This window comes from Seleniivibrio woodruffii (assembly GCF_004339245.1).
GTDB classification, from domain to species: domain Bacteria; phylum Chrysiogenota; class Deferribacteres; order Deferribacterales; family Geovibrionaceae; genus Seleniivibrio; species Seleniivibrio woodruffii.
On record NZ_SMGG01000004.1, the window covers coordinates 363,760 to 378,582 of the forward strand.

A 14,823-nucleotide genomic window follows, 5' to 3' on the forward strand; every position below is an offset into this window, starting at 1 on the left:
GGACAGTTCGTGTTACTTTTCTGAAAGGAGCGCATCGTGAGTGAAGCTTTAGTTTTAGAGTTGCTTGCGATTGGCGTTTGTATCGTTTTATCATCATTTTTTTCGGGCAGCGAAACTACCCTGACGTCTCTCAGCGAGATGAAAATCCGTCACATGGTGGAAGAAGACCCGAAGTACAAGCCTTTGATTCTCTGGCTTGATCACCCCAATAAAGTGCTTAACACCATACTGATAGGCAACAATCTTGTGAACATTCTGGCGTCGGTTCTGGCGACTGATTTCACCGCCAAAGTGGTCGGAAACACAAGCATTGCCCTTGTAACAGGAATAATGACCTTCGCACTGCTTATCTTCGGAGAGATAACTCCCAAGACATATGCAAAGCATAATGCCGAAAAACTTGCCCTGATAGTGATTAAGCTCATAAAAATTCCCTTTGTGATCTTCTATCCCTTCTCTTTTGCACTCAACAAGCTCGTTAAGGCAATAATCGTTCTTTCCGGCGGAAATCTGGAGAAGTCCAAGCACAAGCTGACAGAGGACGAGCTTGAGTTTTATATAACAGAGAGCAGCAAAGAGGGGAGTCTGGAGAACAATAAGAGCAAAATGCTCCAGAATATCTTCGATATCAGCGAGATATACGTTAAAGAGGTCATGGTTCCCAGAACGGACATGGTGGCCGTTGAAATAGACACCCCCGCAGGGGAGTATCTTGACAGGATTCTGGCATCGGAATTCTCCCGCATCCCTGTATACGAAGACAGCGTTGACAAGATCGTGGGGATTCTTTATGTCAAAGACCTGCTCAAGTTCGTTAAAGAGGACGGAGTCAATTTTGATCTGAGAAAAGTCATCAGAAAACCGTTCTTTGTCCCCGAAACAAAAAAGATAGACGCTATGATGGGCGAGTTCCAGAAGAGCCGCAACCACATGGCGGTTGTTATAGACGAATACGGCGGTGTTGCGGGAATCGTCACCCTTGAGGATATCCTTGAGGAGATAGTGGGCGAGATCTGGGACGAATATGACACCGAGGAACACGAAGTGGTTCAGACATCTGATGATACCTATATCGTTGATGTGCGTATGGATATTGACGACTTCTGCGAGAAGTTCGTGATATTTAAGACCCACGATATGGACGAATATGAGACGCTGGGCGGGCTTGTTTTCGACATAGCAGGTAAGATCCCCGAGGTTGGCGAAGTCTATAAATTTGAAGGATATGCATTTAAAATATTGAACAAACACGAAAGAAGACTTGACAAGGTGGAGTTAACAAGGCTACACAGAGAGCCTGATAACAAAGAGGAGAACTCCGCCGAAAATGAACAAACAGCATAAAACAGGCTTTGTCGCAATAGTTGGACGCCCCAATGTGGGCAAATCGACACTGCTTAACGCCATACTTGGCGAAAAGGTAGCCATTACGTCTGCAAAACCCCAGACGACAAGAACCAACATTCAGGGTATTCTCACAGGTGAGAATTACCAGATAATATATATCGACACCCCCGGGTATCACAACGCAAAGGACACCATCAACAAAATGATGGTTCAGCAGGCAAAGGACAGTCTGGACAATGCCCATGTGATATACCTGCTGGTTCAGCCTGACGAGTTCATGGGGCCTGAGCTTGAAAGTCTTATCAAGGTGCTTGAGAAGACAGATGCGGTCAAATTTCTTGTGGTTAACAAGGTTGACGGCTTCAAGCGTGAGCAGGTCTATGATGCCGCCAATAAGTTCTTTCCTAAACTTCAGTTCAAGCATGTTCTCCCTGTTTCAGCACTTAAGGGCAACAACGTTGACAAGCTCATCGAGCTTACTGTTGAGGAGCTTCCCGAGGGTGATGCTCTTTTCGAGGACGACGAGATAACCACCCAACCTGAAAAACTGCTTGTGTCCGAGTTCATCCGTGAGCAGGTATTTCGCAGACTTAAAGACGAAGTGCCTTATCAAATAATTGTTGAGACGGAAAAAATTGAAGACAGAAACGATGATTTGATGTATATTGCGGCTTCAATCATTGTCAGCCGTGATTCCCAGAAGGGGATTGTGATAGGAAAGGGCGGCCGTGAGCTTAAAGAAATAAGCACAGCGTCCCGTGTTTCCCTTGAAAGTTTCTTTGGCGTAAAGATTTATCTCGAATTGTATGTTAAAGTTATTGAAGGCTGGCAGACAAAAGACGAATATCTGAGATTGCAGGGGCTTTATTGAGATGACAAGAATCTCTGTGAAAACCAAAAACAGACAGTTTGGTATGAAGGCTGTGAAACACCCCCAAAGGCGTGTGCGCAGACAATATTTCACAGAGATGGAACAGCAGCCCTCCGACCCGCGAACGAGCTGATTTACTAAACCCGTTTTAGTACTAATGCTTTTTGTGAGAGGAGTAATGCAATGGTTAAGATATACACACGAATCAACTCCAGATTAAAAATATTTGACATTGACGAATATTTTTCCAATACCGATAACCTCGAAAACGACGTTCTCTGGATAGATATGATTTCGCCCTCCCAGGACGATATAAACCATGTTGCCAGAGTGTTTGAGATAGAGTTTCCGTCAAAGCAGGAAACCGAGGAGATCGAGATAAGCTCCCGTTTCTGGGAATCTGAAAAAGACATCACCATCAACAGTTATTTCCTTGTGGTTGACGGCGAGGCGGTATACAACGAGACCGTAACTTTCATTCTTCAGAATAATCTCCTTGTGACAATGAGATACCGTGAACTGAAAGTTTTCAACGAGTGCGTCAAAAAACTCGTTTCAAGCCCCGGGATATTCCGTGACGGCTCTTTTATCCTGAGCTACATATTTGAAACCCGCATCGACCTTGATGCCGACATCATCGAAGGTCTGTCACGCAACATATCCGGTCTGCGCAAGAAACTGTCTGCAAACGACATCGACAACGAAGACATACTGGACTACATCTACCACTACGAAAACTTAAACACCAACATCCGAGACAGCTTGATAGACAAGCAGCGCATAATCTCCGCACTGCTTAAATCCCACAAGCTGGCGGAGCTTATAAAAGCGAACTTCCGTATCATGATCAAAGACGTTAACTCGCTTATAGATTATGCAAAATATAACTTCGACCGTATGGATTACATCCAGAACATAGTTCTCGGTTTCGTAAACATTGAGCAGAACAAGGTTATCAAGATCTTCACCGTTGTAAACGTTATCTTCCTGCCGCCAACTCTGGTGGCCAGCATCTACGGAATGAACTTCAAGCATTTCCCTGAGCTTGGGCTGAAATATGGCTACGGGCTTTCGTGGGTGCTGATGATAGTTTCGGCGATTCTGCCCGTACTTATTTTCCGTAAGAAAAGGTGGCTTTAATTTCATATCAGGGTTCGTGAAGACAACTAAACGTCTCTGCGAGAAGCGTAGCGACGAAGCAGTCTTCCACCTTAAAAAATTGCAATATAAATTATGCCAAACATTCCTTGGAATTACGCCATTCTAAAATTATCTCTTTGCTTTCTGCGGAATTTGAGTAATGTATCTGCATGAGCAGAGAAAAAAGCCAGGCAATCCTTTACCGTATGGTGAAATATTCCGACAGTTCCGCTATCGCAATGGCGTTTTCCAGGGATTTCGGCAAACTGAAACTCTTCATTCCGAAAGCATACACAAAAAAGGGCGGGGTTATGACCTTTATCCCCGGCAATCTTGATTTCGGGAAAAAGGATTCCGACCTCAGCCGCTATTATTCTTTCGAACCCGACACCGCATTTTATAAATATCTGAACAGCCACGAAATAGTTCTGCGGCTCCATCTTCTATTCGAGATTTATGACGGGCTTTATCAGGCTGATATGCCCGACGACAGGCTCTATGAGCTGATGCTTAAGATTGACGATGAGAACTACAGAAAGATAACCCCATATATAATCTATTTCATGCTTCGTCGTGCGGGTCTGATGTATGATACTGAAAACTGTGCAAACTGCTCGTCAGACGAGGATATTTTTACCGTGGCATCCGGCGGGATGTATTGCCCGCACTGTACTCAGGAGCTTGATCTGGACAGTTTCTGCGACAGGGAATCGGCGTACATCATCCGCTGTTTCGGCAATGCCCCGCTCTATAAGGCTCTTACCATCAACCGCAAACAGGAGATACAGATTCTGACCGCTTTGGGAGCATATGCTTCGACAATATTCGAACGGCCGCTCAAAAGCCTGAAAACCATTTTGGATATTATATAATCAACCCATAGATAAAATTAATACATGTTATTTTCTTTACATTTTCATGACTAATGGCTACACTTAATAAGTGCTTCACACATAACATAAAACATAGGTATATAAATTCCAAGAGGTTACAATGGAAAAGGGTGCTACCAATCTTAACAGATTCCTTATTGAAGAGCAGAGAGCGTTTCCCGAAGCAACGGGCGACTTTACGATGCTCATTGAATCCATAGCGTTCGCCTCAAAGATAATCAGCCGTGAGGTGAACAAAGCGGGAATAGTGAACATCATAGGCAAAGCCCAGTCTGTGAACGTTCACGGTGAAGAACAGCAGAAACTTGACGTTTATGCCGACAGAAAGATGATCGAAGCGATGGATCACCTCGGCAAACTCTGCGCAATGGCTTCCGAAGAGAACGACGAAGTCATTCAGGTTCCCAAGGAATATCCCAAGGGCAAATATCTTGCCGTGTTCGACCCGCTGGACGGCTCAAGCAACATTGACGTCAATATCAGCATCGGCACTATTTTCGGTATCTACAAAAGACAGGACGGCGAGACCGGAACTCCCTGCTGCAAAGACTTTATGCAGCCCGGACGCAAGATTGTTGCCGCCGGATACGTTATCTACGGTTCATCAACAATGATGGTATATTCCGCAGGAAACGGGGTTCACGGTTTCACCCTCGACCCCAGCATCGGCGAATACATCCTCAGCCACCCCTATATGAAAATCCCTGAAACCGGAAAGATATACAGCATTAACGAAGCGAACTACCACAAGTGGGACGAACCCACACGCAAGTTTGTGGAGCATATTAAAAACCACTCCGAAAGAGAATACACAGCCAGATATATCGGCTCTCTGGTGGCGGATTTCCACAGAAATCTGCTTAAGGGCGGCGTTTTCCTCTATCCCGGCGACGAGAAGAACAAGCGTGGCAAACTGCGTCTGCTCTATGAGTGCGCACCCCTTGCGTATATCATCGAAAACGCAGGCGGAATGGCCACAAACGGCGTTCAGGATATTCTGGACATAGTACCTGAAACACTCCACCAGAAAGAACCGCTCATCATCGGCTCGAAATATGAGGTCGAAACCTATCTGAAATATCAGAGGGGCGAACTCAAGTAACCGATGCTGATAGGCGCACATAAATCTATTGTCGGTTCCATAGACAAAAGTATAGAGAGGGCACTTGCAGACGGCTGTGAGTGCCTTCAGATTTTTGTGAAGAACAAGAACAGATGGGAGGGCAAGCCACTTGCGGATACTGATGCTCTTGCCTTCGTATCTGCCCTTGAACAGAGCGGCCTCAAGGTCTGCTCCCATGCCTCATATCTCATAAATCCTGCTTCGGTGGTTCCTGAAACCGCTGATAAATCAATTATTTCTTTTATGGACGAGCTTTCAAGATGCGACAGGCTGAACGTTCCCTATCATGTGATCCATCCCGGTGCGCACATGAAGCAGGGCGTGGATTCGGGCATTGAGACAGTTGCAAAGTTTCTGGACAGAGCCTATGACCAGGGCGGGTTCAGAGCTGTGACGCTCCTTGAGACAACTTCCGGAATGGGAACCTGTCTGGGGCACAAAGCGGAGGAGATTGCCCGTATAATTGAAAAATGCAGGCATTCGGATAAAATAGGCGTATGTCTCGATTCCTGTCACATTTTTGCCGCCGGATATGATATAGTCGGGGCATATGAACAGGTTTTTGATGATTTTTTCCGCATTTTCGGGGATAAGATAAAGGTATTCCATCTCAACGACAGCAAAAAGCCTCTGGCATCCAGACTGGACAGGCACGAGCTTATCGCCGAAGGGGAGATCGGAGAGGAATTTTTCAGAAAAGTTGTTAATGACAAGCGGTTTAAAAATGTACTTGGCATCCTTGAGACGCCTGTTGAAGATACATATAAAGACGAGATAGCAAAACTGAAATCATACAGGGGGATATAGATGGAGATCACCGAAACACCCGTTGTCACCGTTATGAAAGAACTGATTAAGCCGGAAAGGATTGCGGAAACGCACATTTCCTATGTTTTTCTTAAAGGGGACGAGGTCTATAAGGTCAAAAAATCGGTGGATTTCGGATTCCTCGATTTCAGCTCGAAAAAGAAGCGTAAGGCCATGTGCATTCTGGAAAAAGAGCTGAACGAACGCTTCTGCAAAGGGATATATCTGGACGTGCTGAAAATTGTCCGCAAGGAGAAATCATTCGACCTTGTGAAGTATGACAGCTCGCTGCTCACCATAGACTACTGCGTTAAAATGAAACGCATAGCAGACGACGCATTCCTTTCAACAAAGGTTGCCAAAGGACTTGTTAACGCCTCCGATGCCGTGCGAATCGGCGAAAACATCGCAAAACTCTTCAAAAATATCAAAACAGATCCCTATGCAGCTGAGGCCAACGGCAGCTACGATATAGTTAAATTCAACTGCGAGGAGAACTTTGCCCAGACGGAAGGGTACAAGGGCAATCTGATAGATCCGGCACAGTTCGATTTCATCAAAAAGCAGACCATGAGATTTCTGGCGGAGAATGAGGCTCTTTTCACCCGCAGGCTGAAAGAGGGCTACGTTGTGGACGGTCACGGCGACCTGCGCCTTGAGCATATCTACATGGACGGTGACGATTTCGGGCTTATCGACTGCATCGAGTTCAACCAGAGGTTCAGATTCAACGATGTCATTTCAGAAATAGGCTTCCTCAGCATGGAGGTCGACCAGATGGGCAGAACAGACTTCTCCGACGGCCTTCTGGAAGGATTTTTTAAAGTCTATGATGATGAAGATTCGAAGAAACTGCTGAATTTTTACAGGTGCTACAGAGCCTATGTCAGGGCTAAGGTGACCTGTTTCCTCTTAAGCTCAAAGGACGAGAGCTGGGAGCATTATAAGAAGAACAAAGACGATGTGACCAAGCTGATGAACATGGCCACGCTCTATGCTTCGAACATGTTCGAGACAAAAAGTCTGGTTTTCTACGGACTGATGGCATCAGGCAAAACTAAGAATGCGAAAGTTTTCGCCGAACTGCTCCCCGTCCGCCATGTCAATACAGATGTCGTGCGCAAGGTTATGCACGGTATTGACCCTGAAACCAAGGTCCATGTGGATTTCGGTGTTGATATCTACTCAAAGGAGAATTCGCTGAAACTCTATGATGAACTTGGCAGAATTGCCGAGGCGAACAGAAAACTCGGCCGTATGACGGTCGTTGACGGCAGCTTCAGCAAAACGGAATATCTGGACAGAATGAAGGCCGGATATACCGGAAAATTTCTTAAAATACGCTTTTTTGCCTCCGAAGACGAGATTCTGGCACGTCTGGAGAAGCGCAAGAGCAGGGTATGCGTCACAGACGGCCGTGTTGAGATATACGAAAGCCAGAAAAAAACCGCTCAGGAAATAGGTGCGGATTTCGAAGTGGAAACCACCGGCAGAGCGGAAGAGAACACAAAAGGGATTTTAAGGTTTTTAATTAATGAAGCATAATTTCAGCATAAAGCAGGTCAATTCGCCGTTTGAAGACACGGCATTTTTCGCAAGAAACGTATACAAGACCGAAGGCTTTCTTTTCGACTGCGGCAGGCTCGGCGGACTGACCAACTCCGAAGTGCTCGCCATCAGCGAAATATTCATAAGTCATACTCATATAGATCATTTTTACGGATTTGACAGAATACTCAGAGGCACTCTGCTTTCTGGCAAAAGGTTCAGGGTGTTCGGTCCCGAAGGGATCATTAAGAACGTTCGGGGCAAGATAGATTCATACACATGGAACCTGATAAAAAGCTATCCCGTCAGCTATGAGGTGATAGAGCTTAACAGCGGCAGAAAAGAGTATGAAACTGCTGTTTTCTCCGCCGCAGACGGCTTTGAGATGGTCAAAGGGTCCATAAAGCACGAAGATATCGTTCTGGGAGACGGATTCCGGTTCGATTTCGATATTTTCGATCACCGTGTACCCTCTGTCGGCTACAGGATATCCGAAAAGGAGATGGTCGCCTTTAAAAAGGATGTACTTGAGACCGAAGGCTTTATATCGGGCAAGTGGATAGGTCAGCTGAAAAAATGCGTTCTGGCGGGCGAACTGGACGGCACTGTCGATGCTGAAAGCAGAGGCGGCGTTGTAACAATGAGCGTCCGTGAGGCGCAGGCAAGGTTTCTGGAGGATGTTAAGCCACAGTCGGTGACCTTCATAACCGATATCGCCCCCAGCGATGAAAATTTTGAGAAGGCTGTCGCTCTGGCGAAGGATACCAGCGTTCTGCTAATCGAGTGCGTCTTCCTTGAAGAGGACAAAGAACATGCCGATTTCAAAAAACACCTCACAATGACCCTCTCCAAAGAGATCTTCAGAAAGAGCGGTGCGGACAAAGTGCGGTTTTTCCACTTTGCGCCCCGATATGACCAGTTCCGCAGAGAGTTTTATGACAGGCTCTACAGCGATATGGAAGGGTTTATTCTCTGATGCTTAAACCATTTGTAGACCTCACGGAAGTTGAGGACATAGAACTTCTTGATCTGGATTTCAAACGTGCCGAATCGGAGAACGTTGCGCTTCAGGCCAACTATCCGTCTTTTGTCAATAACGGCGGAATCGGCGTTCTGCTGGTGCACGGGTTCACATCCAGCCCCCTTGAAATGCAGCCTCTGGCGGACTATCTGGCAGGGCAGGGTTTCAGCGTGTATAACGCAAGGCTGGCCGGACACGGCTCCGACTACAGATATCTCAACGTGACGACCTTTGCCGACTGGTACGATTCGGTAAAATACGGGCTTCATCTTCTGAAACGGAACTGCAAAAACGTTTTTGTTATAGGCTGTTCCATGGGCGGGCTTGTGTCGCTCATGACAGCGCATCTGAACGGGCTTGACGGTGCGGTTCTTCTGGCACCGTGCATCCGGATAAAAGCTCCTCTGGCATCCCTGACACCTCTGGTGGGCAGGTTTGTTCCTGCAATGCCTAAGATGGGATTCGACATGCAGTATGCGGATATTTTCTATCCCTACTGGCCCATGAAGGGCGTTGCAAGTCTTTATAAGTTCACAAAGTACGTCGAATCGGTGAGTTCTGAGTTCAGAATGCCGCTGATGGGATTCCAGTTTCCCGGCGATAAGGTTGTCAGTGCTCAGGCTACGAAAGATTTTTTCGGGCGTGTCGGCTCAAAAGATAAATTATACGTTGAATTTCCGCCAAAAGACGGGCAAACTCATATATTGACGTCTCATCTGAACCAGCATAGGGACGAGATGTTTACGAATATTGCCGTATGGCTGAACCACAGAGGTGATAAATGACGGGACTTAAGATTGGATTCATCGGAGCGGGCAACATGGCCGAGGCGATGATAAAAGGAATACTCGCATCCGGAATAAAGGCCGAGCTTGCCGTCAGCGACTCCAGCGTGGAGAGGCTGGAGGTCATCCGCACGGTTTACGGTGTTGAAGCGGTCAGCAAGGACAACAAAAGAGTGTCCGATTTTGCGGATATAATTTTTCTGGCTGTAAAACCCCAGATACTTTCGGTAGTTCTGCGCCAGCTCAAGGGCAGGGTGCGTGACAAGCTCATCGTGTCCATCGCTGCGGGAAAAACCATTGAATACATCGAGAGCATTCTCGGCGACGAAATCCGTATTGTCCGTGTTATGCCGAACACACCTGCGCTGGTTTTGAGCGGTGCTACGGCTGTATGCGGCGGGAAATCGGCTCTGGACGAAGATCTTGAGACGGTCAGATCACTTTTCAGCTCGGTGGGAAGCTGTGTCATTGTTGAAGAAGAGAAGATGGATGTGGTTACAGGTCTTTCCGGCAGCGGACCCGCATACGTTTATCAGTTCATAGAGGCTCTCAGCGATGCAGGGGTTAAAATGGGGCTTACAAGGGCGGATGCAACTCTCCTTGCGGCTCAGACAGTTCTTGGTGCGGCCAGAATGGTTATCGATACCGGAATCCACCCCGCACAGCTTAAAGACAACGTGACATCTCCCGGCGGAACGGCCATCTGCGGTCTCCATGAGCTTGAGAAGGGCGGAATGCGTGCGGCGGTGATAAACGCTGTTGAGGCGGCCACTGAAAAATCAAAGGAACTGGGCAGAAAAAAATAAGTGTGCATTATTTTCCCGCAGGTGTGAAAATGCTGTCAGGGGTAATGTTTGTAACTGATTTATAAATAACAAATATGTGGATATTGTGTGCGGGCAAATTAATTGCTCTATATTTTTTCGGAGGAAACGATGAAAAAATATAGATCTTCTGTTTCAATTATTGTGTTTGCACTGTTTGCTGTTTCTGCGGTCACAGGTTTTGTGATCTACTTTATGCCCCATCCGAAAGGTCCCAGACCGGAGGTTGTTGATGCTGTCAGGACTGTCAGCTTCGGGCTTGTTATGAAAAAGACCCACGAGTACGTATCAATGGTGATGGCGGGTGCGGCTCTTTTTCATATTTATCTTAACTGGAATTCTCTGAAGAGTTATATTTTCAGTGCAAAGAAATAAGAAAGGGCGGTCAATCGACCGCCCTTTTTTGTTTTATATCCTTTCAGCTATCAGGTCGCCCATCTGGTCTGTTTTAACCAGTGTCTGACCAGTCTGATTTTTGTTGAAGATGTCGCCGGTTCTGAAACCTTCGTCCAGAACTTTCTGAATGGCGTTCTCAATGTCGGTTGCCGCAGCATCCATGGCAAGAGAATAGCGGAGCATAAGAGCCGCAGACATAATCTGCGCTATGGGGTTTGCTATGTTCTGACCTGCGATGTCGGGAGCTGTTCCGCCGATGGGTTCGTAGAGTCCGAAGTTCGACTCGTTTATGGAGGCGGAGGGGAGCATGCCCAGTGAGCCTGTCAGCATTGCGGCCTCATCGGAGAGGATGTCGCCGAACATGTTCTCTGTCACAACGACATCGAACTGTGAAGGCCAGCGAACAAGCTGCATTGCGGCGTTGTCAACGTACATGTGGTTCAGCTCTACGTCGGGATAGTTCTTGTGAACCTCTGTAACGGTCTCTCTCCAAAGGATGGAAGACATAAGTACGTTCGCCTTGTCAACGCTGGTAACTTTCTTGTTGCGCAGTCTGGCGGCTTCAAAAGCGAGCTTTGCAATGCGCTCGACCTCAGGCTTTGTATAAAGCATGGTGTCCAGAGCCATAGTGCGCTCAGCGTTTATTTCTTTGGGCTGACCGAAGTAGATCCCGCCTGTGAGCTCACGGAAGAAAGCTATGTCGAGTCCCTCGGGGATAAGCTCGTTCTTAAGTGAGCTTGCATCTATGAGTGAGGGGAATATTTTTACGGGTCTGATGTTGCAGAACAGACCGAAATGCTTGCGCAGAGGGAGCAGTGCTCCTCTTTCGGGCTGCTGAGCGGGGGGGAGGTTTTCCCATTTGGGACCGCCCACAGAACCGAAGAGAATGGCTTCGGACTGCTCGCAGAGTCTCAGGGTGGACTCGGGCAGGGGTGTTCCGTGGTTATCTATTGCAATGCCGCCGATATCGGCAAAGGTGAATTCGAAAGTTTTGTTATATTTCTCAGATACTTTGTTCAGGACTTTAATGGCCTGCTGCATAACCTCGGGGCCTATGCCGTCGCCCGGCAAAACTGCTATTTTCGCCATAAAAAACACTCCTTGTATTGTGATAGAGATCCTTCGTTTCACTCAGGATGACGGAATGCATTGCCTTCATGTCATTCTGAACGCAGAGAAGAATCTCATAAATTATTAACCAATGAATTTTATTCTATTCTTTGGGTAAAGTCAAACTTTAATATGTTCAATAAAACTACATTGCATGCTCACGACGGTAAACGATATAAACCGCCACTGCCGAGAACAGGATGATGGGAACGAAGCTGGACATAAAGGGGCTGAGTACGCCGTTTTTACCCAGCGAAGCACAGGACGCAACGGTCATCCAGAATGCAAAGCCCACCAGAAGGGATTTTGCCGCAACTTTTATGTAAGAGTGGTTACGGTTGAAGTCGACGCACAGCGGGAATATTACGAGGATGATAACGAGAACACTGATGGCATGTGCGAAAATTTTATATATCTGCATCATATATTTGGATGTGTTGACCTTCTGATTTTTCATTACCTCTGCCACTTTGTAGATATCGCCTATGGAGACGTACTGAGGTTTCAGGAAGGGCATTGTCGAGAGTTCGTCAAAAATCTCTTTAGTGGTGGTTATGTTTCTGACGTCATAGGTTTTTTTGGGAACTTCCATCATGTCGTACTTCTTCTGGTTAAATAGCTTCCATTTGTCTCCGGCACGCTTTGCGGAGTTGTAGGTTTCTATGGATTCAACCTGAAGTTTATCGTTCAGGGTATATTCGGTGACGTAGTGAAATTCCATTTTTTCAGGGTCGAGGGCGGTTATGTGTATGAAACGGTTGCCTTTCAGCTTCATCCAGATGTTGGTGAGCGAGGGGCGCACGTCTATCTCTTTCTTGTAAATTATTTCTGCGGCGTATTTCTCACGCATATACATGACTTTGGGGTTTATGGTGTTAGCCATGAGGATAAGCAGAAGGGAGACGACTATGCCGGAATAGAAGAAGGGCATTATAAGGTCTCTTATCTTGCCGCCCAGCGATACGAATGCCACCAGTTCATTGTTTTTTATGAGGGTCAGCATCACCAGCATGGTGGAGATGACTATGGACATTGGCATTGTGGTGTAGAGCAGGTATGGGACTTTCATAAAGTCATAAACTATTACCTGCCAGAGAGTTACCTGATATTTATCCACGAGGTCGGTGTGCATTGCGGCATTGGCCAGCAGAGAAATAACCGCAACAACAATCTGAACCACAACTGTATATTTCAGGAATAAAGCCATGATGTATCTGTCAAATTTTCCCATTAAAGCACTCTCTCATAGGCGTAGATGCTGATAACCCCGAAAACAACGTTGGGAACCCATGCGGCGAAGAAAGGATCGATCTGTCCGCTGAGTGCAATGTTCTGTGCGACGAGGAACATTGTGTTGTAAAGAACCACTATCAGCACTGTGGATGGGATGGCCATGGCCTTTCCGCTTCTGTGGAAGAACATTCCGATGCTCATTCCGAATATGCACATTATGATTGCCGCAAAGGGCATTGAAAACCTTTTTGAAAACTCGAATTTGAATATGGGGTCTTCGCCGAAGTTGGCTATCAGCTCATTGAGCGGCATCAGCCTTTCTGTTTTGATGGTTACTCTGGAAGCGTCCGCCAGAGGAGCGTTTATGCTGAAAGTTTTAAAATTTATTGTTGAGTGCAGGTTGTCCTCACGGATGGTGGCTATTCTGCCGTCTGTAAGCTCCAGCAGAAGACCTGCGGACCCTGTGGGGATTATTTTTGCGGATTCAGCCGTTATGACAGAGTTCTTTTCCTTATCGATTATCATGAGCCTTTCGTACTCAGTGGTGCTTATCTTCTTCTCGGCATAGAATACATAGCCTTTAAGTTCTTCATAAAGCTCTTTTTCTTTTATGTCTTTAATGGACACGAGCTTAGCCATTTTAAGCACGTTCTCTGCCGCCAGAAAACTCCCCTTAGGCATGAAATATGAACTCATCAGAACGCCGATGATGAACACTCCGATGGCGAATATCATTGCAGGAAGAAGGAAAAAACGTCTGCCCGCACCAAAGGAGCGCATGGCTACGATCTCGCTTTCAGACGACATTCTGCCGAAAACGAACATAACGGCCAGCAGAGCCGAAGTGGGTATGGTTATTACGAAAAACGAAGGGAGATAGTATATCACCGTCTGGATTATGAGCCATCCGGGGACGCTTTTTGTGAAAAAAAGGTCTGAAAGATCAACAAGTTTGTCCAGAAGGAGCAGGAGAACGAAAAATATGTTGCCCAGAAAGAAAACGGGGAGCAGTTCTTTCAGAATGTATTTATGAATCAGCTTGAGTTTCACTGTACAGCCTTATAACGGGTGTTTCTTTTTTCATGGTCACTTCGTCGATGCGGACAATATAGTTCAGCGGAATGTATGATCGCTCAACGTTTTTGAAGGTTTCTTTCAGCTTGCCGTCGTCCGGTGATATGATTATATCAGACTGGCCGATGAAAACAATGTCTGAAATCTCTATCAGCCCCAGAAAAGATGACGGGTTCAGATAGCTTGCGTGAATTGTCTGCACTTTTTTATCTTCATCAATAAAGACGATCTTATAGAGTTTTTTGTTCATGGATCAATTGCCTTTGTGGTAAAAAACTTTTACGGACGAACGGGAGGAGAACCCGTCGAAGATCAGGTTCACCAGACTGATGACTATCGCCCCCAGAAAAGCTGTCCAGAAGCCGCCCACCTGAAGTCCGTCAATGAAATTTGCAGTGAGCAGAAGGAGCAGGGAGTTTATGACCATGTAGCCTATGCCGAGGCTGAGAATCTGGAAGGGCAGGGTCAGAAAAAACAGCAGAGGGCGCAGAAACGCCTGAAAGAACGTCAGAATGAGCGCCGCCGATATCAGAGCAGTGTAAGACTGGACGTTCACCTTCTCCATTATGAGCGAGGTGAACCCGATTCCAATAACGTTGACACATATTCTGTAAAGGATATACTGTAGCTTATGCATAGTGGACATAATAT

At 46.5% G+C, this 14,823-nt stretch carries 16 protein-coding genes; 11 read left to right on the forward strand and 5 right to left on the reverse strand.

Features of this window, described 5'->3' with window-relative positions:
• The first annotated feature begins 36 nt into the window (after positions 1 to 36).
• From C8D98_RS07760 to C8D98_RS07810, 11 genes are all read left to right on the forward strand, one after another.
• On the forward strand, positions 37 to 1,344 hold the full coding sequence (locus tag C8D98_RS07760) for a hemolysin family protein (RefSeq protein ID WP_132873562.1): 1,308 nt from the start codon (positions 37 to 39) through the stop codon (positions 1,342 to 1,344).
• On the forward strand, positions 1,328 to 2,218 hold the full coding sequence (gene era / locus C8D98_RS07765; protein ID WP_132873563.1) for a GTPase Era: 891 nt from the start codon (positions 1,328 to 1,330) through the stop codon (positions 2,216 to 2,218). The genes C8D98_RS07760 and era overlap by 17 nt, the downstream gene beginning before the upstream one ends.
• Before the next feature lie 183 nt (positions 2,219 to 2,401).
• Positions 2,402 to 3,358 carry a magnesium/cobalt transporter CorA gene (gene corA, locus C8D98_RS07770; protein ID WP_132873564.1) on the forward strand — a complete coding sequence of 319 codons (957 nt, stop codon included), beginning with the start codon at positions 2,402 to 2,404 and terminating at the stop codon, positions 3,356 to 3,358.
• Positions 3,359 to 3,528: 170 nt separating this feature from the next.
• A complete protein-coding gene (recO, locus tag C8D98_RS07775; RefSeq protein ID WP_132873565.1) occupies positions 3,529 to 4,230 on the forward strand; it encodes a DNA repair protein RecO in 702 nt (233 codons plus the stop codon).
• A 121-nt stretch (positions 4,231 to 4,351) separates the two neighbouring features.
• Positions 4,352 to 5,353, forward strand: coding sequence for a class 1 fructose-bisphosphatase (fbp, locus tag C8D98_RS07780; RefSeq protein WP_132873566.1), 1,002 nt, complete (start codon positions 4,352 to 4,354; stop codon positions 5,351 to 5,353).
• A 3-nt stretch (positions 5,354 to 5,356) separates the two neighbouring features.
• Positions 5,357 to 6,181 (forward strand): deoxyribonuclease IV, encoded by an 825-nt coding sequence (locus C8D98_RS07785; protein WP_132873567.1) that lies wholly within the window; start codon positions 5,357 to 5,359, stop codon positions 6,179 to 6,181.
• The gene (locus C8D98_RS07790; protein WP_132873568.1) at positions 6,182 to 7,726 is read left to right on the forward strand and encodes a bifunctional aminoglycoside phosphotransferase/ATP-binding protein; all 1,545 of its coding nucleotides are present in this window, start codon (positions 6,182 to 6,184) and stop codon (positions 7,724 to 7,726) included.
• Positions 7,716 to 8,705, forward strand: coding sequence for an MBL fold metallo-hydrolase (locus C8D98_RS07795; RefSeq protein ID WP_132873569.1), 990 nt, complete (start codon positions 7,716 to 7,718; stop codon positions 8,703 to 8,705). The genes C8D98_RS07790 and C8D98_RS07795 overlap by 11 nt, the downstream gene beginning before the upstream one ends.
• The gene (locus tag C8D98_RS07800; protein WP_132873570.1) at positions 8,705 to 9,535 is read left to right on the forward strand and encodes an alpha/beta hydrolase; all 831 of its coding nucleotides are present in this window, start codon (positions 8,705 to 8,707) and stop codon (positions 9,533 to 9,535) included. The genes C8D98_RS07795 and C8D98_RS07800 overlap by 1 nt, the downstream gene beginning before the upstream one ends.
• Positions 9,532 to 10,341, forward strand: a complete 810-nt coding sequence (gene proC, locus C8D98_RS07805; protein WP_132873571.1) for a pyrroline-5-carboxylate reductase — start codon at positions 9,532 to 9,534, stop codon at positions 10,339 to 10,341. The genes C8D98_RS07800 and proC overlap by 4 nt, the downstream gene beginning before the upstream one ends.
• A gap of 129 nt (positions 10,342 to 10,470) precedes the next feature.
• Positions 10,471 to 10,734, forward strand: coding sequence for a DUF4405 domain-containing protein (locus C8D98_RS07810; protein WP_132873572.1), 264 nt, complete (start codon positions 10,471 to 10,473; stop codon positions 10,732 to 10,734).
• A gap of 33 nt (positions 10,735 to 10,767) precedes the next feature.
• On the opposite strand, the gene leuB is transcribed toward C8D98_RS07810, so the two are convergent.
• The 5 genes from leuB to C8D98_RS07835 all read right to left on the reverse strand — a co-directional run bounded on the left by leuB (position 10,768) and on the right by C8D98_RS07835 (position 14,818).
• Positions 10,768 to 11,844, reverse strand: coding sequence for a 3-isopropylmalate dehydrogenase (leuB, locus tag C8D98_RS07815; RefSeq protein ID WP_132873573.1), 1,077 nt, complete (start codon positions 11,842 to 11,844; stop codon positions 10,768 to 10,770).
• Between the two features lie 166 nt (positions 11,845 to 12,010).
• A complete protein-coding gene (locus tag C8D98_RS07820; protein WP_132873574.1) occupies positions 12,011 to 13,096 on the reverse strand; it encodes an LptF/LptG family permease in 1,086 nt (361 codons plus the stop codon).
• Positions 13,096 to 14,148 (reverse strand): LptF/LptG family permease, encoded by a 1,053-nt coding sequence (locus tag C8D98_RS07825; protein WP_132873575.1) that lies wholly within the window; start codon positions 14,146 to 14,148, stop codon positions 13,096 to 13,098. The genes C8D98_RS07820 and C8D98_RS07825 overlap by 1 nt, the downstream gene beginning before the upstream one ends.
• On the reverse strand, positions 14,126 to 14,422 hold the full coding sequence (locus tag C8D98_RS07830) for a DUF1820 family protein (protein ID WP_132873576.1): 297 nt from the start codon (positions 14,420 to 14,422) through the stop codon (positions 14,126 to 14,128). Before C8D98_RS07830 ends, C8D98_RS07825 begins: the two co-directional genes overlap by 23 nt.
• 3 nt (positions 14,423 to 14,425) lie before the next feature.
• Entirely contained in the window at positions 14,426 to 14,818 is a 393-nt protein-coding gene (locus tag C8D98_RS07835; RefSeq protein WP_132873577.1) for a phage holin family protein, read from the reverse strand.
• Positions 14,819 to 14,823 lie beyond the last annotated feature (5 nt).

Bases quoted from the DNA above. Each gene is read 5' to 3' on its own strand.
- era (WP_132873563.1), top strand. From the start codon at position 1,328: ATGAACAAACAGCATAAAACAGGCTTTGTCGCAATAGTTGGACGCCCC.
- corA (WP_132873564.1), top strand. From the start codon at position 2,402: ATGGTTAAGATATACACACGAATCAACTCCAGATTAAAAATATTTGAC.
- recO (WP_132873565.1), top strand. From the start codon at position 3,529: ATGAGCAGAGAAAAAAGCCAGGCAATCCTTTACCGTATGGTGAAATAT.
- fbp (WP_132873566.1), top strand. From the start codon at position 4,352: ATGGAAAAGGGTGCTACCAATCTTAACAGATTCCTTATTGAAGAGCAG.
- C8D98_RS07785 (WP_132873567.1), top strand. From the start codon at position 5,357: ATGCTGATAGGCGCACATAAATCTATTGTCGGTTCCATAGACAAAAGT.
- C8D98_RS07790 (WP_132873568.1), top strand. From the start codon at position 6,182: ATGGAGATCACCGAAACACCCGTTGTCACCGTTATGAAAGAACTGATT.
- C8D98_RS07795 (WP_132873569.1), top strand. From the start codon at position 7,716: ATGAAGCATAATTTCAGCATAAAGCAGGTCAATTCGCCGTTTGAAGAC.
- C8D98_RS07800 (WP_132873570.1), top strand. From the start codon at position 8,705: ATGCTTAAACCATTTGTAGACCTCACGGAAGTTGAGGACATAGAACTT.
- proC (WP_132873571.1), top strand. From the start codon at position 9,532: ATGACGGGACTTAAGATTGGATTCATCGGAGCGGGCAACATGGCCGAG.
- C8D98_RS07810 (WP_132873572.1), top strand. From the start codon at position 10,471: ATGAAAAAATATAGATCTTCTGTTTCAATTATTGTGTTTGCACTGTTT.
- leuB (WP_132873573.1), bottom strand. From the start codon at position 11,844: ATGGCGAAAATAGCAGTTTTGCCGGGCGACGGCATAGGCCCCGAGGTT.
- C8D98_RS07820 (WP_132873574.1), bottom strand. From the start codon at position 13,096: ATGGGAAAATTTGACAGATACATCATGGCTTTATTCCTGAAATATACA.
- C8D98_RS07830 (WP_132873576.1), bottom strand. From the start codon at position 14,422: ATGAACAAAAAACTCTATAAGATCGTCTTTATTGATGAAGATAAAAAA.
- C8D98_RS07835 (WP_132873577.1), bottom strand. From the start codon at position 14,818: ATGTCCACTATGCATAAGCTACAGTATATCCTTTACAGAATATGTGTC.